General features: G+C 54.5%; 27 protein-coding genes and 3 pseudogenes. 15 read left to right on the forward strand and 15 right to left on the reverse strand.

Annotated elements, in window-relative coordinates; all coding sequences use genetic code 11:
- Positions 1–4: 4 nt before the first annotated feature.
- Both ACZ9A3_RS10970 and ACZ9A3_RS10975 read right to left on the reverse strand, forming a co-directional pair.
- Complete coding sequence (locus tag ACZ9A3_RS10970; RefSeq protein WP_093382653.1) at positions 5–736, reverse strand: fimbrial biogenesis chaperone; 732 nt, start codon at positions 734–736, stop codon at positions 5–7.
- Between the two features lie 92 nt (positions 737–828).
- Positions 829–1,743 (reverse strand): LysR family transcriptional regulator, encoded by a 915-nt coding sequence (locus ACZ9A3_RS10975; protein WP_258593490.1) that lies wholly within the window; start codon positions 1,741–1,743, stop codon positions 829–831.
- Between the two features lie 123 nt (positions 1,744–1,866).
- On the opposite strand from ACZ9A3_RS10975, the gene lysA reads away from it, so the two are divergent.
- Complete coding sequence (gene lysA / locus ACZ9A3_RS10980) at positions 1,867–3,099, forward strand: diaminopimelate decarboxylase (RefSeq protein WP_476252577.1); 1,233 nt, start codon at positions 1,867–1,869, stop codon at positions 3,097–3,099.
- Between the two features lie 142 nt (positions 3,100–3,241).
- Complete coding sequence (locus tag ACZ9A3_RS10985) at positions 3,242–3,673, forward strand: hypothetical protein (RefSeq protein WP_476252578.1); 432 nt, start codon at positions 3,242–3,244, stop codon at positions 3,671–3,673.
- Here the strand turns inward: ACZ9A3_RS10985 and ACZ9A3_RS10990 are convergent.
- The gene (locus ACZ9A3_RS10990; protein ID WP_258714968.1) at positions 3,609–3,815 is read right to left on the reverse strand and encodes a DUF6434 domain-containing protein; all 207 of its coding nucleotides are present in this window, start codon (positions 3,813–3,815) and stop codon (positions 3,609–3,611) included. The two genes, ACZ9A3_RS10985 and ACZ9A3_RS10990, sit on opposite strands and share 65 nt — an antisense overlap.
- A gap of 145 nt (positions 3,816–3,960) precedes the next feature.
- Here ACZ9A3_RS10990 and ACZ9A3_RS10995 point away from each other — a divergent pair, with 145 nt between their 5' ends.
- From ACZ9A3_RS10995 to ACZ9A3_RS11015, 5 genes and pseudogenes are all read left to right on the forward strand, one after another.
- Positions 3,961–4,194, forward strand: coding sequence for a hypothetical protein (locus ACZ9A3_RS10995; protein ID WP_093382641.1), 234 nt, complete (start codon positions 3,961–3,963; stop codon positions 4,192–4,194).
- A gap of 261 nt (positions 4,195–4,455) precedes the next feature.
- A complete protein-coding gene (locus ACZ9A3_RS11000) occupies positions 4,456–5,190 on the forward strand; it encodes a hypothetical protein (RefSeq protein ID WP_258593494.1) in 735 nt (244 codons plus the stop codon).
- Between the two features lie 195 nt (positions 5,191–5,385).
- Positions 5,386–6,201, forward strand: a complete 816-nt coding sequence (gene dapF, locus ACZ9A3_RS11005; protein ID WP_213601149.1) for a diaminopimelate epimerase — start codon at positions 5,386–5,388, stop codon at positions 6,199–6,201.
- Positions 6,202–6,287: 86 nt separating this feature from the next.
- Positions 6,288–6,527: pseudogene (locus tag ACZ9A3_RS11010) on the forward strand (site-specific integrase); the annotation flags it as partial.
- 824 nt (positions 6,528–7,351) lie between these two features.
- Positions 7,352–7,654, forward strand: coding sequence for a hypothetical protein (locus tag ACZ9A3_RS11015; protein ID WP_476252579.1), 303 nt, complete (start codon positions 7,352–7,354; stop codon positions 7,652–7,654).
- Between the two features lie 548 nt (positions 7,655–8,202).
- Here ACZ9A3_RS11015 and ACZ9A3_RS11020 read toward each other — a convergent pair.
- From ACZ9A3_RS11020 to ACZ9A3_RS11040, 5 genes and pseudogenes are all read right to left on the reverse strand, one after another.
- The gene (locus ACZ9A3_RS11020) at positions 8,203–8,412 is read right to left on the reverse strand and encodes a hypothetical protein (RefSeq protein ID WP_476252580.1); all 210 of its coding nucleotides are present in this window, start codon (positions 8,410–8,412) and stop codon (positions 8,203–8,205) included.
- A 280-nt stretch (positions 8,413–8,692) separates the two neighbouring features.
- On the reverse strand, positions 8,693–9,625 hold the full coding sequence (locus tag ACZ9A3_RS11025) for a hypothetical protein (protein ID WP_476252581.1): 933 nt from the start codon (positions 9,623–9,625) through the stop codon (positions 8,693–8,695).
- A 404-nt stretch (positions 9,626–10,029) separates the two neighbouring features.
- A pseudogene (locus ACZ9A3_RS11030) lies at positions 10,030–10,446 on the reverse strand (IS5 family transposase); the annotation flags it as partial.
- Positions 10,447–10,741: 295 nt separating this feature from the next.
- On the reverse strand, positions 10,742–12,715 hold the full coding sequence (locus ACZ9A3_RS11035; RefSeq protein ID WP_476252582.1) for an NACHT domain-containing protein: 1,974 nt from the start codon (positions 12,713–12,715) through the stop codon (positions 10,742–10,744).
- Positions 12,716–13,260: 545 nt separating this feature from the next.
- Positions 13,261–14,127 (reverse strand): RES family NAD+ phosphorylase, encoded by an 867-nt coding sequence (locus ACZ9A3_RS11040; RefSeq protein ID WP_476252583.1) that lies wholly within the window; start codon positions 14,125–14,127, stop codon positions 13,261–13,263.
- Positions 14,128–14,270: 143 nt separating this feature from the next.
- Between ACZ9A3_RS11040 and ACZ9A3_RS11045 the strand changes: the two are divergent.
- From ACZ9A3_RS11045 to ACZ9A3_RS11055, 3 genes and pseudogenes are all read left to right on the forward strand, one after another.
- A pseudogene (locus ACZ9A3_RS11045) lies at positions 14,271–14,393 on the forward strand (helix-turn-helix transcriptional regulator); the annotation flags it as partial.
- A 22-nt stretch (positions 14,394–14,415) separates the two neighbouring features.
- Positions 14,416–14,685: a hypothetical protein gene (locus tag ACZ9A3_RS11050; protein WP_475277342.1), complete on the forward strand. Its 270-nt coding sequence runs from the start codon at positions 14,416–14,418 to the stop codon at positions 14,683–14,685.
- Positions 14,682–15,140, forward strand: coding sequence for a hypothetical protein (locus ACZ9A3_RS11055; protein ID WP_476252584.1), 459 nt, complete (start codon positions 14,682–14,684; stop codon positions 15,138–15,140). The genes ACZ9A3_RS11050 and ACZ9A3_RS11055 overlap by 4 nt, the downstream gene beginning before the upstream one ends.
- Before the next feature lie 83 nt (positions 15,141–15,223).
- On the opposite strand, the gene ACZ9A3_RS11060 is transcribed toward ACZ9A3_RS11055, so the two are convergent.
- Positions 15,224–16,336 (reverse strand): hypothetical protein, encoded by a 1,113-nt coding sequence (locus ACZ9A3_RS11060; RefSeq protein ID WP_476252585.1) that lies wholly within the window; start codon positions 16,334–16,336, stop codon positions 15,224–15,226.
- Between the two features lie 106 nt (positions 16,337–16,442).
- Between ACZ9A3_RS11060 and ACZ9A3_RS11065 the strand changes: the two genes are divergently transcribed.
- On the forward strand, positions 16,443–17,189 hold the full coding sequence (locus ACZ9A3_RS11065; RefSeq protein ID WP_476252586.1) for a hypothetical protein: 747 nt from the start codon (positions 16,443–16,445) through the stop codon (positions 17,187–17,189).
- 71 nt (positions 17,190–17,260) lie between these two features.
- On the opposite strand, the gene trbK is transcribed toward ACZ9A3_RS11065, so the two are convergent.
- On the reverse strand, positions 17,261–17,485 hold the full coding sequence (gene trbK, locus ACZ9A3_RS11070) for an entry exclusion lipoprotein TrbK (protein WP_476252587.1): 225 nt from the start codon (positions 17,483–17,485) through the stop codon (positions 17,261–17,263).
- Between the two features lie 106 nt (positions 17,486–17,591).
- Positions 17,592–17,861 carry a hypothetical protein gene (locus ACZ9A3_RS11075; RefSeq protein WP_476252588.1) on the reverse strand — a complete coding sequence of 90 codons (270 nt, stop codon included), beginning with the start codon at positions 17,859–17,861 and terminating at the stop codon, positions 17,592–17,594.
- Between the two features lie 126 nt (positions 17,862–17,987).
- On the opposite strand from ACZ9A3_RS11075, the gene ACZ9A3_RS11080 reads away from it, so the two are divergent.
- Positions 17,988–18,626, forward strand: coding sequence for a hypothetical protein (locus ACZ9A3_RS11080; RefSeq protein WP_476252589.1), 639 nt, complete (start codon positions 17,988–17,990; stop codon positions 18,624–18,626).
- Between the two features lie 25 nt (positions 18,627–18,651).
- On the opposite strand, the gene ACZ9A3_RS11085 is transcribed toward ACZ9A3_RS11080, so the two are convergent.
- Positions 18,652–18,948, reverse strand: coding sequence for a hypothetical protein (locus tag ACZ9A3_RS11085; protein ID WP_195884218.1), 297 nt, complete (start codon positions 18,946–18,948; stop codon positions 18,652–18,654).
- Between the two features lie 320 nt (positions 18,949–19,268).
- Here ACZ9A3_RS11085 and ACZ9A3_RS11090 point away from each other — a divergent pair, with 320 nt between their 5' ends.
- Entirely contained in the window at positions 19,269–19,460 is a 192-nt protein-coding gene (locus ACZ9A3_RS11090; RefSeq protein WP_476252590.1) for a hypothetical protein, read from the forward strand.
- 11 nt (positions 19,461–19,471) lie between these two features.
- Here the strand turns inward: ACZ9A3_RS11090 and ACZ9A3_RS11095 are convergent, their stop codons facing one another.
- Together ACZ9A3_RS11095 and ACZ9A3_RS11100 are read right to left on the reverse strand one after the other, a co-directional pair.
- The gene (locus ACZ9A3_RS11095; protein ID WP_476252591.1) at positions 19,472–19,906 is read right to left on the reverse strand and encodes a hypothetical protein; all 435 of its coding nucleotides are present in this window, start codon (positions 19,904–19,906) and stop codon (positions 19,472–19,474) included.
- Between the two features lie 756 nt (positions 19,907–20,662).
- The gene (locus tag ACZ9A3_RS11100; protein WP_093382374.1) at positions 20,663–20,962 is read right to left on the reverse strand and encodes a hypothetical protein; all 300 of its coding nucleotides are present in this window, start codon (positions 20,960–20,962) and stop codon (positions 20,663–20,665) included.
- A 135-nt stretch (positions 20,963–21,097) separates the two neighbouring features.
- Between ACZ9A3_RS11100 and ACZ9A3_RS11105 the strand changes: the two genes are divergently transcribed.
- Entirely contained in the window at positions 21,098–21,487 is a 390-nt protein-coding gene (locus tag ACZ9A3_RS11105; protein WP_476252592.1) for a hypothetical protein, read from the forward strand.
- Between the two features lie 57 nt (positions 21,488–21,544).
- Here ACZ9A3_RS11105 and ACZ9A3_RS11110 read toward each other — a convergent pair whose 3' ends face one another.
- Positions 21,545–21,820: a hypothetical protein gene (locus ACZ9A3_RS11110; RefSeq protein WP_460421934.1), complete on the reverse strand. Its 276-nt coding sequence runs from the start codon at positions 21,818–21,820 to the stop codon at positions 21,545–21,547.
- A 167-nt stretch (positions 21,821–21,987) separates the two neighbouring features.
- Between ACZ9A3_RS11110 and ACZ9A3_RS11115 the strand changes: the two genes are divergently transcribed.
- Positions 21,988–22,368, forward strand: coding sequence for a hypothetical protein (locus ACZ9A3_RS11115; RefSeq protein WP_476252593.1), 381 nt, complete (start codon positions 21,988–21,990; stop codon positions 22,366–22,368).
- Positions 22,369–22,467 lie beyond the last annotated feature (99 nt).

The raw sequence follows: 22,467 nt of genomic DNA on the forward strand, positions 1-22,467 counted from the left end.
ATAATCACAACTGCAGCTCGCTGCGACGCGCATGGGCCAGCCCGGCGTCGCTGATATAGGCGTAGGCCACCTGGTCGACGGGCCGGTCGCAGTCGCTTACGGGCAATGAATAGGTCGAAAACGGCGCAATCATCAGATGATCAATGACCTTGCCGCAGGCGGCGCCTGAATGGTCAAGCAAACCGACTTCGGTCAGGGTCAGGTAATAGGGCGAATCGTTGCGCGCTTCATAGCTGCCGGCTGCGCTTGCAGACCAGCGCAGCTGCTCCACAGCCTCCTTGACCGAGCCAGGCAATCGCGGCCGGTAGAACAGCTTGAGGTTGTGCTGCAGGGCAATCGCCATGGCGTTGCTGTCGGCAGTCTTTTTCGGAATCTGCAGCACTTTCAGCATCAGCAACGACTCGCGGTCATCAGGCAGGCCTTGCCCTTGATAGAGAATGTCGGTCGATGCCTTGCTGTTGGCGGGTATCAGCAACAAGGGTTTCGACACCGCCATGGGCAACTCGCGGCTGTCCTGCTTGTCGCCCCAGCCGAGCTTGACCTGCACCAGCGCCGGCTCATTGCCCTGATTGACGATAATCAGCGGCAACTGCTTCTGCGTGCCCTCGAAAACGAACCGGGTAAAGCCGTCGAAGGTAATGTCGGCCCGTGCGCAGGCGCAGGCCAAGGCCAGGAGGAAACCAATTGAGGCGATAAACCTGCGGGGTACTGGCGAGACGCTGCGTTCGAATTTCATCCGCCGATGATGGCGTGGCCCAGGCCCGGCCTGTATCAGACGATTCTGAAAGGCTGATACTCACGGCAGAGTGGCAGCGCCCTGGCGTCGTGTCAGAAGCCCCTTGCCAATACTGCAGCCATGTCCTGCGCCTGCAGCCTCAGTACCTCGCAAAATCGCTCCACCACGGTTGAGGCCGGCCGATAATCCGGGCGTATCAACATCACCTTATACGGCACAGAAACACTCAGGCGGCGAATCGGCAGCCCACTTTGCGCCGCCTCCAGCCCACTCAACGGGTTGATGATCGCCACCCCCAGGCCTTGCCTGACCATGGCGCACACCGATGCTGCACTGGTGGTCTCGATGATCGTGCGCCGATTGACTGCAATCGCTCTGAAATGCTGGTCCAACTGCTGCCGGTAGGTATCCAGACTTGCCAGGTTGATAAAGTCCACCTCATGAAAATCGCTCAGCGCAAGTTCGGACTTCGCCAGTAACGGATGCTGGTCGGGCAATACGCAGACCATGCTGGCACTGAAAATCAACTCCCCGTAGGCACCTCGCGGAATCTGCTCGACTTCGGTCAGGCCGAGATCGTGTTGCTGGGCGACCAGCGACTCTTCCAGTAACGGCGATTCTTGCGCCGTGATGCTCACGCTGACGCCGCGGTGCTGCTGGTGGAATCGCTGGCAGGCCTTGGGCAGCAAGGTCTGGGAGAACAGCGGCAGGCAGGTGATGGCCAATCGGCCCTGTTCGAAGTTGCGTATGGCCTGAGCAAAGCGATCGATACGCTCAAGCCCGACATAGGCACGCTCGACCTCCTCTATCAGCAGCAGCGCCTGGGCCGTCGCCACCAGGCGCCCACCTTCACGCTCGAACAGGCGCAAACCGCTAAGGTGCTCCAGGCGCGCCAGTTCCCGGCTGACGGTCGGCTGCGAGGTGAACAGCAGGCGAGCCGCACCGGTAACGCTGCCCGCGTTCATGATGGCGCGAAATACTTCGATATGGCGAACGGTCAGCTTCACGACAACACTCAACGGGAGGTGATTGACATATCAGATATGAATAGCCTTGAGAAAACTAGCTATTTTTCTGGATCACCTGAATGACTCATCCTCGGGGCTTCCTTGCCTATGAGTAACGCCATCATGACCGCTCCCTTAACATTACTGGCCGACGCCGTGCGCCGCCACGGTTCGCCGCTGTGGATCTACGATGCCAACACCATCGGTGAGCGGATCGAGCAACTGCAAGGCTTCGACACGGTCCGCTACGCGCAGAAAGCCAATCCGAACCTGCATATTCTGCGCCTGATGCGCGAGCGCGGCCTGGTGCTCGACGCCGTATCGCTGGGTGAAATGGAACGGGCCTTCGCGGCGGGTGCGTCGGTGGCGGGAGATCCTGCCGGGGTGGTACTGACCTGCGACGTGCTGGATCAGCCCACCCTGGCGCGGGTCATCGAATCGAAGATTGAAGTGAATGCCGGCTCGATCGACATGCTTCGCCAGCTGGGCCAGCACTCCCCCGGGCACCGCGTGTGGATCCGGATCAACCCGGGGTTCGGCCACGGTCACAGTCGCAAGACCAACACTGGCGGTGAGCACAGCAAGCACGGCATCTGGCACGCGCAATTGCTCGAAGCGCTCGACTGCGTGAGGTCCCATGGCCTGCACCTGGTAGGCGTGCACATGCATATCGGCTCGGGCGTGGACTACCAGCATCTGCAGCGGGTTGCCCGCTCGATGGTCGATCTGGTTGGCCGGTTGGGTATGGACATCGAAGCCTTTTCGATCGGTGGAGGGCTGTCCACGCCCTACCAACGCGGCGACAAGCCGGTCGACCTTGAATGCTACGCCCGCACCTGGGCAGCGGCCCGGCTGGAGATCGAGGCAATACTCGGTCATGGGGTGCGCATGGAGATCGAGCCGGGGCGGTTTCTGGTGGCGCAAGCGGGCTGCCTGGTGACCGAAGTCCGTGCAGTGAAACAGGTGGGCCGTAATCTCTTCATCCTGGTCGATGCCGGCTTCAACGACTTGATGCGCCCGGCGCTGTACGGAGCCTATCACCGCATGACCCTGCTCGACGCCCAGGGGATGCCGGTAGATCGCCCGCTGCAGCCCAGCCTGGTGGCCGGGCCGCTGTGCGAGTCAGGTGATGTGTTTACCCAGGACGAACTGGCGCTGGCCCCTCAGCACCTGCCACAGGCTCAAGTCGGTGATCTTCTGGTGATCCACGACACAGGCGCCTACGGTGCATCCATGTCTTCGAATTACAACAGCCGCCCGTTGCTACCTGAGTTGCTGATCGAAGACGGTGCCTTGCGGATGATCAGGCGCCGACAGACCATACAGGAGCTCATGGCACTGGAAATGGAGGTGTAGGTTTCCCCTTCGCCAGCGTCCCGCCCTTTTGGAAATGACCTGTGAAGGCCGTTATGATGAGGCGCTTCGTCATGCGTAAACGCAGGGACGCGAAAATACGGATAGCACGGCTAAGCCGGGCACTTGAAGATGGGTATACGGCATGACTGACCGGGAATTACTGGAACTGGCAGCCCAGGCTGCCGGCTATGAACTCATCGAATGGACGGATGCATGGCAAGGCCATACGGGGCACCCGAGGGACGGTGAAGCGGGTTTTCTGCTGCGCGTCGACACACGGCACCTGCTGTGGAACCCGCTACTGGATGATGGCGACGCCCTGCGCCTGGCGGTGCAGCTGGGTATTCACATCGATTGCGCATTTCTCTGCGCGATGCCCAGAGACCTTTACGGAAAGAACCCGGACGACTGGACTGAAGGCTCAGATATCGACTCGGACGACGAGTGTGAGTTGATGCGCCGCGCCATTGTCCATACCGTGGCCCGTATCGGCAAACGCCAGCATCAGATCAACGGTGAGTCCGCATCCACTCATCCGCCACGTCGCCCATCGTCAGGGGTTCTGCCGTTTTAACCCAGGCCATGAAGGCCCGATCGAACTTGAATGCTGCCCCACACTGGCCAATCAGAAACCGCCGGACCTCCTGGGTATTGCGATAATTCTTGTCCAGCGGCGTGCTGCGGGTAATCGGCCCTGCGTGCCAGTCGAAGCTCATTTCCTGTTCCCTGGATGGTGTGGTTCGCCCAAAGCCTAGCACTGCCCAGGCCACAAAACACCCGCAGGGTGACCCGCACCGTTCAAGGCAGTGGATAGATCTGCTAGTACCCGCTACCTTGAGGCTTCACGCAAGGAGTTCGAACATGGCCGATAAATATGTTGGAAAGCTCATGGGTGTTGGCACGGACAACGTGCAGTACGTGATCAACATTTATCAGGACGAGACCGTTGAACGCTCATCTCACGGCATGGTTCGCCATGAGGGCCGCAAGCATTTCGAGATGCAATTCGGCGGTGAGGTGAAGAAGATTTCCGAGACGGAGTACGAGATTGTGGCCACGGGCATCAGGGTCACTGTGCGCGGTGACCAACGCTAGCCTCACCCTTTGCCTTTATTCCTGTTCCTGGCCCCGCCCTGGCGTGCTTTGAATTTCGGATTTATCCCGCCAGATCGATTCGCCCGAATCGCCTTCACCTGATACGCATCGAAGCCGATGTCTTGCCCCCTGAATGCGCGCCAGCATTGACACTGTTACGGCAGGTTGATGTTAATATTCGGCGCGGCCACGCCGCACTGCGCAACAGGAGCAGCATGCATACCTTGTAGGTATGCTGATTTTTGATAAGGACTATTTCTCATGCGTTTTCAACGTTCGGGCATCGCCGCCCTTCTCGCCACGTTAACCTGCACGGCTGTTCTGGCCGCAGATGACATTTCCGGCGTCGCCCTTGGATCCTCGTTGGCTGTCGCCAAAGAAGCCATTGCAGAGGCAAACCCAAACTTCAAGCTTTCGCCATTGATGCTGCGTGACGGCAAGGAAGCCGGCGTTACAGCAGTTACAGCAGACCGACTCAAAGGAACCGGCCTCAGCAATCCGGGGGGGCCTTCTGACGAGTTTGCAGCGCTTCAGAATGATGCTGGGAAAGTGTGGTTCATTGCGCGTGTTCAACGCTTCGAAGACGGGTCGCGCATCAAGACAGAGGCACTTAAAGCTGCCTTGACTGAAAAGTTCGGTAAACCGTCGAACATTACCCAGATGATGTCGCTCGGCCTTGTCTGGCAGTACGACCGCGACGGGAAACAGTACTTTGGCCCCAGCTCAGAGGGTCCATGCAAGGGCGTGCGCAGCGCCAACAGCAACATTCCCGGTGTGTCGTTTCCGGCGCCGCAATCGTTTAGCCCGACCTGCGGGAAAATCATCCAGGTTGGCGCTTCGGAACAACCAGACGAAATGGTGCCTCACTACACAGTGTCCATCATCGACGTCAAATCGATGTTTGACGAGCTGGCTGCGCGTGATGCTAACGCCGAAGCCGATCGAAACAAGAAACTGTCTGATGAGCAAGCGAAGAACGTAAAACCGAAAATCTGACAGGAAGGAAAAGGCCGTTGGTAAAACAACGGCCTTTGATCTTCAGGTCAAGGCTTGGCTTCATCACCACCGTGCATAACGACCTATCCTGCCTGCCAAACGCATCTGCCTAATGAGTCTTGCAATAGTAATGCAAATAGGGGTAGATCGCTTCAACGCGTTAATTCATCACACGTCTCGAAGTCAGGCCCAATTATGCCGTTAAGCTTTCATAAAATGCACGCCAATGGTGATGATTTCGTCATCGTAGACTCGCGAAATTCACTCAGTCCGGTTACCAGCAATATGGCTCGGCGAATGGGCGATCGGAACCGAGGAGTCGGTTTCAATCAACTTGCGGTGATGCTCGATTGCGATGACGCAGATGCGCGTTTGAAATTCTGGAATGCGGATGGCTCACCGCTGGACGTTTGTGGCAGCGCAACGCGCGGTGCCGCGGATATGTTGATGCGTAGCGCCCAAAAGACTTCAGTAATACTGCGAACCAAGCGTGGCTTGCTAACGTGCAAGCGAACCTCAACCGGCGGCGTTTCTGTAGACATGGGAAAGCCGCTTTTGGGCTGGTCAGATGTTCCTCTGGCTATGGAAATGGATACTTTGCTATTGCCACTGCCGGGGAGCCCAACAGCCTGTGGCATGGGAAATCCGCACTGCACCTATTTTGTCGATGATCTGACAGCCGTTGAGGTTGCGTCGATTGGGCCGACAATTGAAACCACGTCCTTGTTTGCGCTCAGGACGAACGTGCATTTCGTGCAGGTCATTGACCGAAAGCACATCCGGTTGCGAATTTGGGAACGCGGGGGTGGTATCCCGCTGGGTTCAGGCTCCTGCGCTTGTGGCGCCGCGGTGAACGGCATTCGTCGTGGTTTGTTAGACAATTGCGTTGAAGTTGAATGTGACGGTGGAGCCGTGACGGTTCAATGGGACGGCGTGGGATCAGTCTTTCTCTGCGGGCCGGTAGAGACGACTTTTTCCGGAACAATCGCGGATGCTTTGTTAAAAGCCTGATTTTCAGGCAGGCCGCTCGATTCATGCCGCGTTCTACGAGTTCGAATTTTTCACTGGCATGAGGTTATCTGCACCACCAATGACGGCCAATCCTCAAGGAATTGGGGATCGGCTACCGGCGGCCATACAACTGCTGTCACACCTATGCGACAATATGCTTAATGTCTGGCCTCAACCCCGCATTTATCGCCCAACAGCTCGGGCATAGCGTGCAGATGCTCTTATCGACGTATGCACGCTGGATAAACTCGTCCAATGACTGGCAGGCGCTGGAAAAGCTCCAGATTGGTCCGAAATTGGTCCGCAGCTGCGAAGACGTCACATAAGCTATTGATAGGTAAGCCCTTTGATCTCCACCGCTAACATCACCATGCAGTCCTGCATGGGTGTTAGCGGGTGCCAATGCGTTGATTTCATTGGGCGAAATCCCCCATCAGCACCCACCCAAGCGCACCCATTGGTATCAAAATTGGTATCAGCATCACCCCTCCTCTGGCGTTCTTGCGCAGCCCTGCAACTGCCCACGTCGGCACCCCGTCATCTGGCGCGTGGCAAGGCACCTGAACCGGCACTTCGACGCGCACGAGGCGGGCCTCCGGTTGAGCCTGCGCAACACAGCCGCCCAGAGCCAGCAAGATCAGCAGTCCGCACCTACGAATAGCGCCAGTAAATACGGGGCTGCGGTTCGGACAAGGCCATTCCCGCCCCCACAAGAAGTGTCGTAGACCAGCGGGCTATAGACCAAGCTCCTTCGTGCGAATTTGGTTGCCAGCCCGCAAGAGAAAAATAGCGGCCCTTACTATTACCACAGTGCATCTCTTATAAAAAATAGAAGCTCATAAAAAATATCGTCACCCTTAAATCTATCGAAAAACACAGGCGATTTCGCTCGCCACACTATCCCCATTAAAGCAGAAATTAAAATTTCTCCCTTTTAGCGAACAAGAAATAAATTGTAACAAAGGCCTCTTGAAACACTCTAAACACCAAGAAACCAACATTTATTGACGAAGAATGAGAAGCCTTGCCTTCTATAGCTGGATGGAAACCCAGTTCATTAAAACCCCACCCAATGGTAACGTATGCTTTCGCATTGCTCAGAACAAGAAGTAGCACGAGCAAACTTGTTGGTTGAATAAAGGATTAACGAATGACTATCGAGCGAGAGATTTTCTCGGCCCTTATCGCGCAGAACGCATTACAAGGTGAAAAGCCAAGCGTACAAAGCTACGCCCAGCTAGCCGTCACCAAGGGGTTTAGAGCGCTTTCGTCAAAGCAACAGGCAGTGGTAAGCCCCTTTCTGCAAAAAAAATGCGAGGGAACGAAAAAACCAAATGAAAAACATAACAACTGCCAAAATACTATAGGCGGTCGTGAATTGGTTACAGCCCTTGAGAGGTCAGAGCTTTATAAAGGATGGCGCTGCGGGAGCTGCCGAGGCGCATCTGAATAATAATACAGCGACCTCAAGAGAGTAGTAACCTAAAAACCTATAAGAACAACCAGGAAAACCACTATTACTCTCGCCACTCCTGAGCGATATTGCAGCAGGCCACCACAGGCCTGCTCGCAGTTCTTTTCGATAGCCCCCATCAAATCGCCGCCCACTCGTCACGCACTTGAGCGCTTCGGAAAAATTCTGTACGACGCTGCGAAATCCTTCTGCGTGTCTAATTTTTAAAGGAGAAAATAGTGCCTATATATCAAATAGCACTGCTGGTCGTTTTCGGTATTGCCACACTCTGGTGGGGTTACCGATTGGATAAGAGGAACCGTCAAAAAGAGCTGGCCGCAAAAAGACAAAGCGAAACCCGAGCTTCCTAGGGTCGCTGGCAAACTCCCTGATATACGTCTGCGCCGCCCTCAAGGCTGCTTTGTCGACGATGAGGTCTCTGCGCAAATCGAGAACAGCTTGTCCAGTTTCTCGACTGAGTTCGATGGTTCCTGTATCACCCACGCTGCCCTGCCACCTGGGGTGCAATGCCGTCGCAGGGTTAGCGCTTAGTGCAGCGTGCGTGCAGGTCCGCCAAGCGACCGCAGCTGATACTCAGTGACAGCCTGGTAGAGTGATTCGGCCTCCAGGCGCAGGCGTTCGATTTCTGCCGCTGGTTCGCCGGCGTCCTGGGCTGCTTGGTAGCGTCGCTGCGCATCGATAGCTTGCCGAATCAGCGGCTCGCCGGCCTCGATAACTCCCGTCAGGGTCTTCTTCACGCTCGCCGCTCCAGTAATTTAATCAAGCAGCATAGGCCAATAGCGATTCAGGCCTTGCTGTGGGGCGGCCAGATCAGTGACGATCACCAATGTCTGCTTCCGGCCAGAAGCGGACAGCGCTTACCTAAGCTCTGTACGAAAAGCCTTGATACTTGGTGATGCTGTGTTGAAAACAGCCTCGGAATGCTCGTTCACGACCCGTAACTGCGCTTCCTTGGCTGTTTTCGTGTTGCCTGACCAGGCCCCGGGTGAGGCTGGCCTTTACCTCGATTGAGTCAGATTATGCGGACTTCAGTGTCGTAAGCAACTTGTCGAAACGGGTCGCCAGATTCTTGGTCCGTGCCAGCTCAATCTTGCGTCCGACGAGGAAGGCGCTTTGTCGCATGTGCAGCTCTGCGATCCCTTTGAGATCCCCATCCTGCTTTTTCAATTGTTCAATTTTTCGAATGACTTCCAGGGTCCGGGCTTCCAGTTTGTCTGCCGTCTCCAGATATTGGTCAAGGTCGATGGTGCCATTGGCAAACTTGTCGTCATTCTGTTGTGACGCCTTGTTCAGTGTATTGAGTGTTCGTTCGTACTGAGCGACGAGTGTGCGTTCAGCCTGCTGGTGGAACTCGTCGAGCGAATAGGGGACGAAATAGGCATATCGGTAAGTGCAGAGGATCTTGTTGTTGAAGAACGAACGCTGCTGGCTCACGTTTGTGGCGACGGTGGCGAAAATACGCAACCCCTGACCAATCGGAATGGTGCTGGAGCCTGTATGCACCTGAACCTTGCTGATGCTGCCGAACGAGTTGACGATGCCCGAGAGCAGGTTGAAGCAGTTGGTGGCTACCAGCAGGCGAGTGTCGGTTGTCAGGTCGCCGGTCTTGTTGATCTTCTCGGCGTCAGGAGCAACGCTCGTCCCCTCGGGCACGTTGGTAATATTGCCGGTGACGGTGCCGACGACCGCGGAGGAAATCTTATCGATGATCGAGGAGAGATTGTCCAGCGACCAGCTGTCCTCCAGCTGGAAGTCAGATTGTTGGCCGGAGAGATATTCGCTGTACTTCCAGTTTCTACCGTCGTTCTGATAAAAGCTTTTTGCTTGCTGGCGCAAGGCTTGGTCAGCGTCTTTCAGTTGGCTGTCCAGGTCTCTGGATATTTCGTCAAGACGCTCTTTGTTGCGTTTCTCTTCGGCCAGCATTTTTTCCAGGCTTCTGCTTCGTCCCATTATCGTCTTCCTTGATGTGGAGTGGAAAAATGCACTGATACGCCTGCAACTACAGGCCGTGGCAGGGCACGGGGAAGACTAGCGTACACAGGAGGAATGTAAACGATTCGATATATTGATTTGGAATAATCCTAATGATGCGGGTGTCGCGACGCTGTGGGTAGTTTCGTGGCTGAATACTTAGTAGTTATAACTTTCTAGATAGGTGTTTTGTAAATTTCATTAGCGAATGAATAGGCATTGATATAGACGTCATTCAACTGCATCTATTTCGAGGGGTGTGCTCCGGCTGTTCTGGCCCTCCCTGGTCTTCGTTTCAAGACGTTTCACGCTATGGCGAAAAGCCCCCGGACTTAGGATTTGTACGAAAAGAGATGTCACAAACACCGCATGTAACAAGCCAGTCAGGCCATGGCGGCATAACTTTTCGCAAGCTTGTCGAAGCGTGTCACGATCCTGCGGTTCTCTTTCAGCCAGCCAAATATGCGCTCGATGATGTTGCGCTGCCGGTACTTGCGCCGATCAAACAGCCTGGGTACGCCAGGCGCGGGTTTGCCCCTCATTGATCGCAGCGGGATGACGAGCTGCATTCGATATTGATCGCAGTAGCGGCGTAATGCTTCGGCGTCGTAGCCCTTGGCGGCAAGCAGCCCTATACAGCGTTTACGCGGACGACCCCGTTGGCTTGAGAGATTGCTAACTTCGTCCAGAAGAGGCTGGGCGTAGCTTATGTCACTGGCTTGACCGCCAGAGAGAAGGGAGCGCAACGGTGTCCGGTTGGCGTCACAAAGCGTGTGGATTTTGGTTGTCAGGCCGCCGCGATGCGGTCTCCGCTCCTCGCCAACGGCTGCTATGGGTCGATAGCGGTCAGTCGTGACCGGCTACTTTCGACCCATTGCGACCATTCGCAAGCAGTATCCATGCTCCCGAAATTGGATTTGTTAGCTGAAAAAGACGCCGTTTCGCGCCACGCTTTGGCGTATTACTGTTAAATTGGAAAAGTACTGTATTGTGTCGCAGATGAACTATTAACAAGATTAAATAGAGTAGTAGTCGATGCTTCATTTAAGCCTCCAGGGTTGAGCCCCCCTAAAGGCTTTAGGTTCGCAGCGTTAATTAAAGGAATTCTTTCATTTCAATATCGAGAGTAGATCTTGATTTTATTTTATTAAGAAGAGAGTGAATTTTTCTAGAACTTAATACGCGAACCTCTGCTGTTTCATTAAAGGCATGATCTTCAAGAGCCCCTAAGAATAAATCTTTGACAGCGATATTTTCTGAACGTAGCCCCTTAATAATTTTAGCTGTCGGTGCGATCCATTTTCCTGTTGGTATTATTTTGTCCAATCCGTCAAAAATATATTCTTGCCTATAATTACCCAGCCCATTAGTGAACTCTGTGGTTATAGCTTCCCAAGCTGATCTGTGTAGGTTTTCATATTTATCTTCATATGCCAGAGCAAAATAAAATCGAGTGCCATTTAGCGTTCCTTCTCTCCAGCAGGTTGAGGCTAGGTCGCCGTCTGCATGTATATCGCTTGAAAGAATGAGAATTTGAGTTCCATCCTCCTCATCGAATGTCTCTGAATTCCCTTCGGCAGCCCAAAGCCCGATTTTAAAATCATAAGCAAATTGGAAGGTGCTGATGGCATTGACTTGCTCGTTTTCACTAAAAGTCAGGGCTTTCGCCTCAAGTGCAAATTTTTGAGTAATGACCGTTTCAAATAGCAACGGATTCATATCATTTAAAAATTCGAAAACCTTAGCAAAAGACGGGGCCAATCGGCTGTCAAATATTTTGTTAAGCAGAGATAGACTGGACTCATTAAATATTATGTATTCTGCAGCAAAGTACTCCAATAGTGTTTTGTGGAAGAACTTATATTCAGTGCCGTCTCGTTGCATAAGAGGGACGGCGACAAATAGATCATCTAAGAAGTTTGATGTCGAACTAGGTGTTGCCAGGCTAATCTTGGCCGCATAATTGATGAAGCTGTCAGCTTCGCTAAGGCTTTCAAATGAAGTCTTCATTTTGAGCATCATATAATGACATAGGGCTCGAAGTAGCTTTCTGAAATCCTCGAATCCAAGGCCTGATTTTTTCTCCCGGGCGTATCCGTTCTTATTGATTAAATCGTGCCCTTTGTATAGGGCGTGGTAAATTTCATCGTAGAATGTCGATATCTTATCTGCAATTGAGTTGTTTACCCCATAAGTTCTGTACAGCAATGACACTAAGAGTGGGCTCTGGATGAACTTAGATGGAATACTAGATACTTCTTGACTAAGTCTCTTTCCGATATCTAACCCCGAAATCCTGTCATATCTATTTAGCAGGGACAATGCTTGCTCTAGAGTGAAAGGTGAAAACTTTAAAGAAGTTGCATTAATCAAGTCTGGGACTATTTCTTGTGGGCGTGTCGTAATGATGATCGCATTGTCTCCGCCTTTCACTGAAATTTCGTGAAGCTGATTTGCCAGCAAATGCTGGTGAACAATTGGGATCTCGTCAAAACCGTCGAGTATTACGAAAAATTTACCTAGCTTCAAAAGCCTATAGAACAGTTTCCTGTCAAATTTTTCGTCAGGAAAATCAAGCTCAGTCACGATATTGTCCGTAATGCTTAACTTCGGATCTACTTTTCTAAGATCGAAAAGTATTGGGATTCGGTCGGACTTGAATAACAGCTTTGCGACGATAAATTTTGAAAAGGTACTCTTTCCCATTCCCGCACCATCAACGATGATAGTGGGCCTCGACGGGGAGGACACTAGTTCGTCTGCGGTAATAAAGCTATTGGCCGTTTCAAAGTGGGCGTTCCGCACCATGAAAAGAGGCTCGTATGCTTCATATATATCCAGCTTTAGCTGGGGGAACGTGATTGAAGTTATCTCCGTGACACGTTCTGAAAGCTTTACTAGGTAGCGCTCCAGTGTAAGGGAGAGCGCGTCACCATTAAGCTTTCCTTTTAAATCCTTTTCCGCAGCCCACCTTCTGACCTTCTCAACGGTCGGAGATAACGCTGCGCTTATTAGTTCCATCCCCGGCTTTGCTGCCTCACTAATAACCTTTTGATCTATTGACGACATCGCTATTTCCCTATATTTGATTGTTTAAGTTCCCTTGGGCCCCAATCGAAACTGGAGTCTGAGTTTTGTATGGTGCGCTTTTTAAGCACTTCATCAACCTAAGGATAGTCGGCGCAGTATAACAAAGCCTATGCAGCTCTCTCTTTAGTAACTCACAGGAGGTGATATGTATACTGAACTAAATATCGAGGTCATTCCATACCGTCTTTAGCCTTGCGTGCGGTTGCGGTGTGATCTGGTATAGCAGCGAGTCCAGCTGTATGGTTCAACGCTTAGAACTGGCTCCTCTAATCAACACAAAGCACCGCCACTCGCTCGGATGGATTCAAGTAGAGCCCAACCATATCGTGGACGATGAGCGACCGGCTGCTCCTGGCCGATTTATGCCTATGCCGACCGTCAGCTTAGGGTCGAAAGCGGTCTGTCGCGAATGGCAGCTCTCGACCCATTGCTGTCCGTGGCGGGTGGCAGCAATCGGCCAGGAGCAGCCGGTCGCTAGTGGACTTCTAATCAAATACTGCTGTCACCGCGCTGTCGTATGCCGCTCAGAAAGTGTCGTTCTTGGTCACCTTAGGACGATAACGCTCTACCTTGTACGGATCACATTCCACCTTCACTCTTTTAACATGATGAACTTCAATCGAGGTTGGGATGACGTCTAACGTCTCCTCGCGCAAATCCTCATCCTCACGGATATGATGAAATGTCATAGCCCAGGGGATTGGCGCCGGTGCAGTCTCAGCCTCGTCCAGCATTGGGGTTTCCTCCCGTACGCGATAGTCGGGGAACCAACCGTCACTGTCGCAATTCATCGTGCTGGCACTCAGCTTGACGCCTGCTGGTAGATCTATGCTCTTCACGCGTGACGCCTTGTGGAACAGTACGATGTTGTCTCCCTCTTCTGACTGTGTCGAATTGAAGAGGATGCCATCCAATGTCGGATCGTTTTCAGTCGCCAGGAAATCAGCCACCGCCTGAGTGGACAGGTAGTCGAACTCCTGATCATCGGGCATCACCGGCCGCGTCATCTTGCGACCTAGCGATTGCAGGAAGGACACGCGCTCCAGCCGTTTGAGCAGCGTTGGGTCGAACACGCTCCCACCGTCAGACGCATTTTCAAGTGCAGAAAGATCCAGAAGGCGTAGAGGGCGGATGATTCTGAAAGTAGCCAGCGCGACCTGGCTACCCACTGGCGGCCGAACCTCAGCGAGTGCAACATCTGGAGAGGTGGCCCCATAGAATACCGAAATACCTCGGGCATTCATTCTGCCCGCTGCCGCAGCACGTTCGGGGGGAGAGCCCAGGTGGCGATCTGGACGGCAAAGAGCCTCTTTAAGCGGCTCCTCCGACTGGAATACCCGTGCTCTGAAAAGAATCGCAATCGACTTACCGGGGCCTGCGTCCACAACCACTGACTTACCATCCAAGGTACCAAGCTGGTCTATCCTCCCGAAAACAGCTGCGAGGTGATCTGTAGCTGCCCGAGAAAAGTACCTAGCTTCAGTTTTCAGCGTTCTCTCGAAAAGCCGCCACTCATACTGCCAGGTAGCGTCGCTTGGCCATGCACGCAGTTATGGGCGACACCGACCCGATGCGCCGCGACCGCCGCGTGCCAGAGCGCCGCATTGCCCAAGTCCGAATCATCCGCAAGGCCGAATCCTTCGACCTGCACGCCTGACACCCACCCCGAGGAGTTCACCATGCACCCAGCCATGCAGCAGCGCGTGGACGGCCTGGCCGCCCTGCGCGAACGCACCATCCTGGCCACCGCTGACTTCTACGCCAAGATCGGCCTTACCGCTCCAGCAACGGAGCCGCGGTACAAGGCCGTAGCCAAGGGCAAGGCGTGGCACATCGTCGACGTGCAGACCGGCAAGACGCGCTGCTTCTGTTTCACCTACAAGGCAGCCCTGCGGTTTGTTGATGCTCTGGAGGCAGCTGCGACGCGCAAGCTGGTCGGGCGGCAATGAGTAAGCGCAAGTCGCACAACATGCATGCTCGCAAGGAGCGGACCTGCAGAGCTTTGGTCAGCGCCAACCACGCTGCTGTCGTGAACATCGACCCGAGCGGCCAGCAGGTGCTGATGAACTGGAGGAACTGCAGGCAGATCTGCGTGCGCCGGGTCGTCGACGCCGTGTGCGACATCCCCCACCGCTGGACCATCTACCTCAGTGTCATGTGCCAGAAGCCCAGCGGCGAGCAGTACTGCAAATCGGTCGAGATCGCACCGCAGGGCAACTACCTGGCTTCGCACCTGACCGATGTGATCGAAGCCACCTATACCGACCTGCGGGCCCGGGCCAATGCAAACCAATTGGTGGCGGCCGGATGGATCGCCATACCCGCAGACATCACGTTAGCCGAAGCGCAGGCCGCCAAACTCTTCGCCGCAGTCGGAGTTTGGAACCAACAGAAAGCAGCATGAAACGAGGTATGAACCGCGTCCGGAAGACCGCACAAGTAACAAAAATCCCTCCAGCGACTTGCGCGGCACTACCAAATTCACATTTACACTTTCGGTTTGATTTTCTCGATTAACGACGCTAAGTGTTCCAGCCCATCAAATGTGGAGGGTATAGATCCTTCATTGTTAACAATTCCGCTGAATATTAGCTGGTCAAACTTATTAAGAAGCTGAGGACTCTCTGCTCTAATTTCTTTTGCATAGTCAGCATAATCTTGGATAAACTGACAGAGTGCCATCCGCAAGTCTATTTGAATAAGTTGCGCCTTAACAGCACGGTAGCCGTGCAAAGCAACACGAAAAAAATATGCTAGCAGCAACTCGAAACCAACAACAGTCAAGCCTAGAGCCAAATCGACTTTAATTTCTGGCCCATTCGTAAAAACAGCATATAACTTATAGACTGGCGGCAACAACATTGCCCCGCCAACGAGAAACATCCACGCCAAACCAAACCCACTTTCAATCCGCTTCTGACGCCTTAGATTCTTAAACCCCTCGTAAAGTCCGACAAAATTAAAAGCAGTTTTATAGGTATCAAGCTTATCTTTTAGTTTGTTAACTCGCCCTTCCCGCGCCTCCAGAGCCGCCTCACTTATCTTTCGCTCATTTTCGCTTTTATCTATGAGACTTGAGAGATTTTGTAATTTTACCATTTTAGGGTGATGTATGTATTCACTCACCACTCTTACTACCATCTGAGACTCTGCATATTTTATCGTCCCGGAAACCATCGGATCGAACTCATATTCAAGAGTTGCATCTAGGAGCTTGACAAGCGAGTCAGACAGTGGCGCCGGACTCATCAACTGGTATTCAACAAGAAACCTATACCCCAGTGAAAATGTAGAATCGAGGCTAGTTAAGTTATTGGTCGCCAGCTCGTTCGCCAATCCAACAAATTTGCCACCAAGCCACTTGGAATTGAAGGAGCAAAATTTATCGAATTTATCAGGAGCACTCTGGATGGAGTGGAGCAATACACACAAAAAAACAATCATGTGGCGCTTCGCAGGATCATAGTCTTGAGGCAAATTATTAATTTGACCTCTTAGCGCTTGTTCAGCCTTTTCAAAAACCATGCGATTTTCAGAGAAAATTGAAGGGTTGTCACCACCATGCAGCTTCTGCTTATGCACACCAACGTCGATGTCCAATTCGACTCTCCCCATGCTATCCAAAACGACTTAATACCCCACACCAAACCAAATTGCCACCATGCCGCATCCGGCCACGGAGGGCGGCGCATGCATGGAGAAAGCCATGAACGACGAACAACGGATTGCTCAGCGTAAAGCCGAAGAGGCCAAGCGTCGTGAGCGCGCTGCCGAGTGCCTGAAGGACCACCAGTACACCGTCCTGGCCGACACAGATCAGTTGAAGGCCTGGCGCTGCAAAGCCCCCGGCACCACCTTTTACGCCTTCGACATCCTTATCACCCGCTTCGGCATCGCCACTGTCGGCGACATCGACGGCCTGACCTTCAGCGTCGGCCTGTCCTACGGCATCGAGTTCCTGGCCGGGAACGACATCGGATACTACATCCACTCGAAGCTTGAAGGGCACTGCCGCGAGCGCGAGTTAGATGAAGACGCTTTCCGCGCGGCGCTGGTGACTGGCGTATGCAACCAGGTCTACGAGCACATCGACGAGGACCAGTACGGCGACCTGCCCGAGTGGATGCGCAACGATGGCGGACGCCACGAGGCTGGGCGCTGGGACGAGCTTCGGAAGCTGGTCACAGAGCATCTCGCAGCCATCGATTATGGCGAGGACGGCCGCGACTTCTGGGACTCACTGAACGATCGCTTGAGCGATGCCGACGACATCAGCTACGTCGAGCAAGCCAGCATGTTCATGAGCGAGCACCACGAAGAACTTGGCCTGGGCTGCGACTACTGGGAGATCACCATCGACAAGCCGCGGGACAGCCTGATCAACCGTCTGTACCTGATCAACCACGCCGCCAAGGCGATCGTCGCCCAGCAGGCCGAAGCTAAAGCCGCCTGACCCTCCGGCGCTGCCCGCCAGCCCTTAAACGAAAACGCCGCCTGATGAGGCGGCGCTGACTGAAACGGACGTTACCAGGTCTTCGGCTCTGACTTCTTGTACGAGCCACCGGTCATGCACTTCTCAACCAGGTCTTCGCGAGCCTTATTGTCTGGGAGCGTTTTCAGGTAGTCAGGCTGACAGTGTTCGGTAGTCGGCTGGTAGGCGGCGGTGTCGACGGCGTCTTCTTTGCAGCCAGCCGAAATGGCTGCAGAGGCTGCTACGAGGGAAATAAAGAGGAGGGATTTCAGAGACATGAGCTCATTCCGTTGAAGTGGCCGGGATTTATAGCAAACCTCGGCCCGCGTCGCAAAGACCACTCAGCGCTGCCCGCCAGCGCCACAGGTCAGTTCAACTCCTCAATTACTTCCGCTCGTACTTGAACCTGCCAAACTCGATTTTGGTACCGGGCTGAGTGAGTCGGTAAATTCCATAGCCCACGGTCGCGGCCGCAGCGACAGACGCTGTGATCTTCGGGTTGGCAACAGCCACGCCAATCACGGCAGAGCCCGCTGCTGCAATTGCTTCTTTGTTCTGAATCGCCAGAGTTATCAGCGTAGCGGTACCGGCGCCTGCCGCTACAACGTCGGCGTCGATTGTTCGGCCTGACTTGTGATCTATGGTATCCGTCATCTGCTTTTCTCCTGGGCATTAGATTGCCAGCACATAAAACACTAGTCGGTGGATGCTGACTAGCGGCCCCACTCTCTTTTTTGAATAAGCCACCCCGGCGAGGGCGGCGCATGCATGGAGAAAGCCATGAGCCAGTTCTACTTGCAGGACAGCCGCAGCCATGTCGGCGACGGCATGATGTTCTGGGCGAAGGAAGGCCGCGGCTACGTGACCAACCTAGACCAGGCCGAGCTGTTCACCTTTGAGGAGGCATGCCGACACCGCGACACCGATATCCCTTGGCCGAAGGAGTACATCGATGCCAGGGCGCACTACGGCGTCGACTGCCAGCTGATGGATGACGATCGGCGCGTCGCTGGGCTCCAAGCCGGCACCAATGTCTACGTGCACGTGCCAGGCGACTGGAACGGGAACGATGTCTACTGGGTTAGCGAGCAACGCGGCAAGGTGACCGAGAACCTGCAGCAGGCTCTCAGCATGGATCTGGAAAACGCCCAGTTCACGTATGCCAATCACGCCGGTCAGGGCACGCGAGTATTCTGGCCTGCAGCCTACATCGAGGAGATCAGGCGGCGCCTGGTGCATCGCCAGAACGTCGACCACAAGCTAGCCCTGCGCGTGGCCGGCGTGAAGATGCCAAGGCCGCCCAAGATCGCCAAGCGCCGCCAGCCGATGCTCAATTGCTGCGGCTGCGGACGCTTCATCTGCTGGGATGGCAGATTTCTCAACAACTGCCAGAACTGCGGCGCGAACAACTGCCCCTGACCCTCCGGCGCTGCCCGCCAGCGCCTCAGGAGCCTTCGCTTTTCACCTGGCAAATCCCATTGGCCCGGTTTTTCCCGGTATATGAGACATCAGGCGAGCCATCAGGGTTGATCGACAGCGAGATGGTCACACCGCTGCCCTTGGCTTCGAAGTAGTTCTCGTTGAACTTCTTCAGCTTGCCTTCCTTGCCATTGATGTAGATCGGGCCACCCTTGTCGGCGTGCACCTCGATGTTTCCTGGGCATGTTGCGTTCACCAGCGGAATACCAGCCTGGGCCGCGCCCGACGCCGCCAGCAAAGCACCTATCAGTAGTCGCTTCATCTCACGCTCCTTGGTGGGTTGACCTAGAGGGAAGCAATAACCCATTTCGGCGCTGCTCGCCAGCGCCTCCCACTTCAACGAATCACGCCACCCCGGCGAGGCTGGTGGCTGCCTGGAGAACACCATGAGCACATTCGCAGTCTTCGGCATGACCGCCGACGTAGCGCTGGCCGAGACTAGGAAGACCACCAAGACGACCAGGCCGAGCGGGAAAGCTGGCTGCCCCCCCCCTGGAGCTGACACAAGCTGAGTGGAATCTGGCCGTTGAGCAGCAGGCAGCCAAGATCAAGGCCGGCGAGAAGGTAAAGCAGCTGAGCCAGATGTTTGACGCACCGCAGTACGCCCAGCAGTTTATGGAGCTTGCGAAAAAGACCGGCAAATGCCGCGACCTGCGCATCAGGGCTAAGGCTGTCCTGAAGGACGAGGAAGGCAAGCCAGTGATTAACCCGAAGACTAATGCGGCCGTGGTCGGCTGGACAGATTGGCATCATGAAATATCGAAAGTAGCCTGATGACTTGACACCTACCCTTTTGGGAGTACGGAAATCACGCCAATCAGGATGCCGCCGAGGCCCGTTACCCAGGTCAGCCAGAACGCTTTTACTTCGCGGCGGTGCTTTTGTTCCTCCCGAACGGCGGTGCGAATGGTCGTGAAGCCCTTATCAGTGAGATATCTCGGCTGTGTGGGATTCTTGTCCCATTCGACCTGTTCATACATCTGCTTATCTTCGATTGGCGGCATCGGCACCATTAGCCGGTCAGACACTTTTCGGTAGTAGTCGGTGAGTGCGAGGCGCCTCCATTCGTACAGGTCATTCGACTCATCTATGTACGATGCCATCTGTCCAGAGTCATGCGCCTCTTGGGTGTTGAGCGGTTTTCGCTTCGCCAATTCCTTTTCGTGCTTGGCTATTTCCCGCAACTCCAGCTTGTACTGAAGGTAACTGAGCATCTTCACCACTCTCTCTTTAACGTTCGGCAGACTATAGCCGCGAGGTATCCCCATGCCCACAGCAATCGACCTGTTCGCCGGCCTCGGCGGATGGAGCACCGGCGCGCGCGCCGCAGGCGTCCAGGTTCTCTGAGTAGACAACCATCAGCGGGTGATCGAAGCGCTCCTGCGAGCTGCCTAGGATTACTGGTCGATATCGAGCCGTATCGAGTAGAGGCAGTTGTTGGCGCCATCCGGAATCACCAACTCCTCGCCGACTCGATAGATTGGCCCAACCAGCTCGCCGCTCATTACGTACAGACCGTTATCGATAATTTGAAAGCGCTGCACTCCCTGGTCATTAAGCACAGTGCCGTCAGGCTGTATCGGGCCAACCGCGGATGCGACAGGCCAATGACCTGCATAGAGCGTGTACCTGTGCGTCTTGAATCCCTCAAACATCACAATTGATCCATGGCCAAAAAATCAACTGTAACTGATACGAGTAGGTTTCCCCATGACCACAGAAAACCGATCCAGCAACACCGAACAGATGGTCAGCGTGCCATGGAGCTTGGCCGTTTCATTGGCTGAGGACTGGGGTATCTCACTAACTACGGCTCGTTCAAAGATGCGCGCCCTCCTTGATCAGCCAGCCGCCCAGTACCAGGGCGAGCCGTTTGAGCGCGACCAAGGGATCCCAGGAACCTCCTCCTAGCGCCTAAACATGCTCGCCAATCAGGGTGAATAACAAAGGAGTGCACTTGTACTCCACTCAATGAATCAGGCCTTTCGAGCGCGCATCGGCGCCTGTGCCACCCCCTCCTCAGCAATGTGCCGAGCCTTACCCACACCCCAGGCTAGAGCGCGAGTCATGGATTCATTCGAGCGGCAGTCGATGCCCTCTTCATAGAGCGCCATCCCAGATGCTGAATACACCCCTATGAACAATTGGGTAACACCTGCTCGGGACAGCCTGACCTGAACATCGATAGTTGCCCCACCACTGAGCTCCTCTTCATGAGTTCGGCAGTGAAGCGTTGGGTCTGCCCATTCCCAATAGGCCTTACCTCTGGTGCGCATCTAGTTCCTCCTTGCTGACCATTAAGTAAGGCATACGGGGGGACGAACGGCTACATCGCTATTCCGGTTCTTTGAACCATTTCGAAATTACAACACGCAATTCTTAATAGCCGCGGCAGCGGCAAGGACGAAGTCATGCCTCAACAAAAGCAACAGGCCGCACCGAAGGCATGCACCTTCCAGCGCGGCACCTGGGAGTTTCGTGGTGACGGCTATCTGTGGGATGCGGATAGCGATGGCTGGGACCCCAACGAAACGGACAATCCCTGCCCATGCTGCAACACACTCGAATACCTGGAGCGTGCAAAAGAAGAGGCTGAGAGCTGTAGCGCTTGGTCGAATGGGTATTCCTCAGGCACGGGCGAAGACATCTGGCTCAATTGCTTGAGCTGGGCGGAGGCGGCAAACCCTGAAGGGCTTCCGGCGATCCTCCAGCAGATCGGCCCGGTAGAAGCCCTGGTCAGTGATCCAGGGTCGCCCGACGGCTACTTTGTCCGCACCAACAACGCTGAGGTGCGCCCATGACCCGCCTCGCCCTCTGCCTCCTGCTGCTGGACGCCGGCGCCATTGCAACCGAGTGAATCACACGTTTGAATCAGGAGTTTCTTCGCCTTTGAAACCCCAGCCCTCTTTCTTTGCTGTTTCCACCAACTCAGTAATCAACTCCATGTTGGGCAAACGTGCTTGACCGCGTGCAGCCTGAAGAGAGCCGTCCGGTCGTTTCCAAATGAATCGGTAGCCACGCTGCTGCGAGCCATCACTGTAATTGTAGTGACACCACTGGAAACAGAGAGTCCAGCCACTATCAAATTTCTTTTCTACTTTTTCGATAACCGTAACGCGTGCCTGGACGGCCATGAATCCCCCGGATAACAGTTAAGACCTTAATTGCACAATTAAGATCTTAATTGATCGAAAAGACCTGTCAAGCCGATGTGATAGGCCTCTCCTTCTGCCGGCATCAGCAGGTGCTCGACCATCAACCCTACAACTCAAGCCTGCCGGTAGGCGGGCGAGGATGAGCCATGCCTGAAATAACCTGTCACCAGGGCCACACCATGCGAGTCAGCACAGACCAGTGGGTTGAGACATTGACCCTGGATCAGATGCGCTACGCCCGCGACAAGATGGCCGAGAAGATCAAGGCGGCCGAGGCCCAGCCCGAGCGCTGCGTGTGGCGCGTGTGCCGTGGCGGTCTCGCCGAGGGTAACTACCGTGAGGAGGACTTCGAGAAGGCAGCAGACCACCTACTGCGCATCTTCAAAGGGCACTTCGCCGAAGAGGCAAAGGCTTTTGTTGATCGCCACTACGGCACCCTTCGCTTCGAGCGCGAAATCCCACACATCACAGTCGAGCTGGTCAGCCAGTTCGAATATGCCACCGAGTGGTTCCCAGCTAAGGCCTAACCCCCTCCCCACCTCTGCCGCCATGCGCGGCGTGGAGACAATCATGACCACCGAAACAGACGGTGACTTCGACAAGGTCACCGAACAGCGCATGGCCGA

Source organism: Pseudomonas sp. TE4620 (genome assembly GCF_056279045.1).

Excerpts from the sequence above, each read along its gene's own strand:
- ACZ9A3_RS11050 (WP_475277342.1), top strand. The coding sequence starts at position 14,416 with ATGCACCCAGCCATGCAGCAGCGCGTGGACGGCCTGGCCGCCCTGCGC.
- lysA (WP_476252577.1), top strand. The coding sequence starts at position 1,867 with ATGACCGCTCCCTTAACATTACTGGCCGACGCCGTGCGCCGCCACGGT.
- ACZ9A3_RS11115 (WP_476252593.1), top strand. The coding sequence starts at position 21,988 with ATGCCTGAAATAACCTGTCACCAGGGCCACACCATGCGAGTCAGCACA.
- ACZ9A3_RS10990 (WP_258714968.1), bottom strand. The coding sequence starts at position 3,815 with ATGAGCTTCGACTGGCACGCAGGGCCGATTACCCGCAGCACGCCGCTG.
- ACZ9A3_RS11055 (WP_476252584.1), top strand. The coding sequence starts at position 14,682 with ATGAGTAAGCGCAAGTCGCACAACATGCATGCTCGCAAGGAGCGGACC.
- ACZ9A3_RS11025 (WP_476252581.1), bottom strand. The coding sequence starts at position 9,625 with ATGGGACGAAGCAGAAGCCTGGAAAAAATGCTGGCCGAAGAGAAACGC.
- ACZ9A3_RS11015 (WP_476252579.1), top strand. The coding sequence starts at position 7,352 with ATGACTATCGAGCGAGAGATTTTCTCGGCCCTTATCGCGCAGAACGCA.
- ACZ9A3_RS10970 (WP_093382653.1), bottom strand. The coding sequence starts at position 736 with ATGAAATTCGAACGCAGCGTCTCGCCAGTACCCCGCAGGTTTATCGCC.
- ACZ9A3_RS11075 (WP_476252588.1), bottom strand. The coding sequence starts at position 17,861 with ATGACGGATACCATAGATCACAAGTCAGGCCGAACAATCGACGCCGAC.
- ACZ9A3_RS11080 (WP_476252589.1), top strand. The coding sequence starts at position 17,988 with ATGAGCCAGTTCTACTTGCAGGACAGCCGCAGCCATGTCGGCGACGGC.
- ACZ9A3_RS10985 (WP_476252578.1), top strand. The coding sequence starts at position 3,242 with ATGACTGACCGGGAATTACTGGAACTGGCAGCCCAGGCTGCCGGCTAT.
- ACZ9A3_RS11100 (WP_093382374.1), bottom strand. The coding sequence starts at position 20,962 with ATGCGCACCAGAGGTAAGGCCTATTGGGAATGGGCAGACCCAACGCTT.
- ACZ9A3_RS11085 (WP_195884218.1), bottom strand. The coding sequence starts at position 18,948 with ATGAAGCGACTACTGATAGGTGCTTTGCTGGCGGCGTCGGGCGCGGCC.
- ACZ9A3_RS11110 (WP_460421934.1), bottom strand. The coding sequence starts at position 21,820 with ATGGCCGTCCAGGCACGCGTTACGGTTATCGAAAAAGTAGAAAAGAAA.
- ACZ9A3_RS11090 (WP_476252590.1), top strand. The coding sequence starts at position 19,269 with ATGTTTGACGCACCGCAGTACGCCCAGCAGTTTATGGAGCTTGCGAAA.
- ACZ9A3_RS10995 (WP_093382641.1), top strand. The coding sequence starts at position 3,961 with ATGGCCGATAAATATGTTGGAAAGCTCATGGGTGTTGGCACGGACAAC.
- ACZ9A3_RS11000 (WP_258593494.1), top strand. The coding sequence starts at position 4,456 with ATGCGTTTTCAACGTTCGGGCATCGCCGCCCTTCTCGCCACGTTAACC.
- trbK (WP_476252587.1), bottom strand. The coding sequence starts at position 17,485 with ATGTCTCTGAAATCCCTCCTCTTTATTTCCCTCGTAGCAGCCTCTGCA.
- dapF (WP_213601149.1), top strand. The coding sequence starts at position 5,386 with ATGCCGTTAAGCTTTCATAAAATGCACGCCAATGGTGATGATTTCGTC.
- ACZ9A3_RS11105 (WP_476252592.1), top strand. The coding sequence starts at position 21,098 with ATGCCTCAACAAAAGCAACAGGCCGCACCGAAGGCATGCACCTTCCAG.
- ACZ9A3_RS11065 (WP_476252586.1), top strand. The coding sequence starts at position 16,443 with ATGAACGACGAACAACGGATTGCTCAGCGTAAAGCCGAAGAGGCCAAG.
- ACZ9A3_RS11035 (WP_476252582.1), bottom strand. The coding sequence starts at position 12,715 with ATGTCGTCAATAGATCAAAAGGTTATTAGTGAGGCAGCAAAGCCGGGG.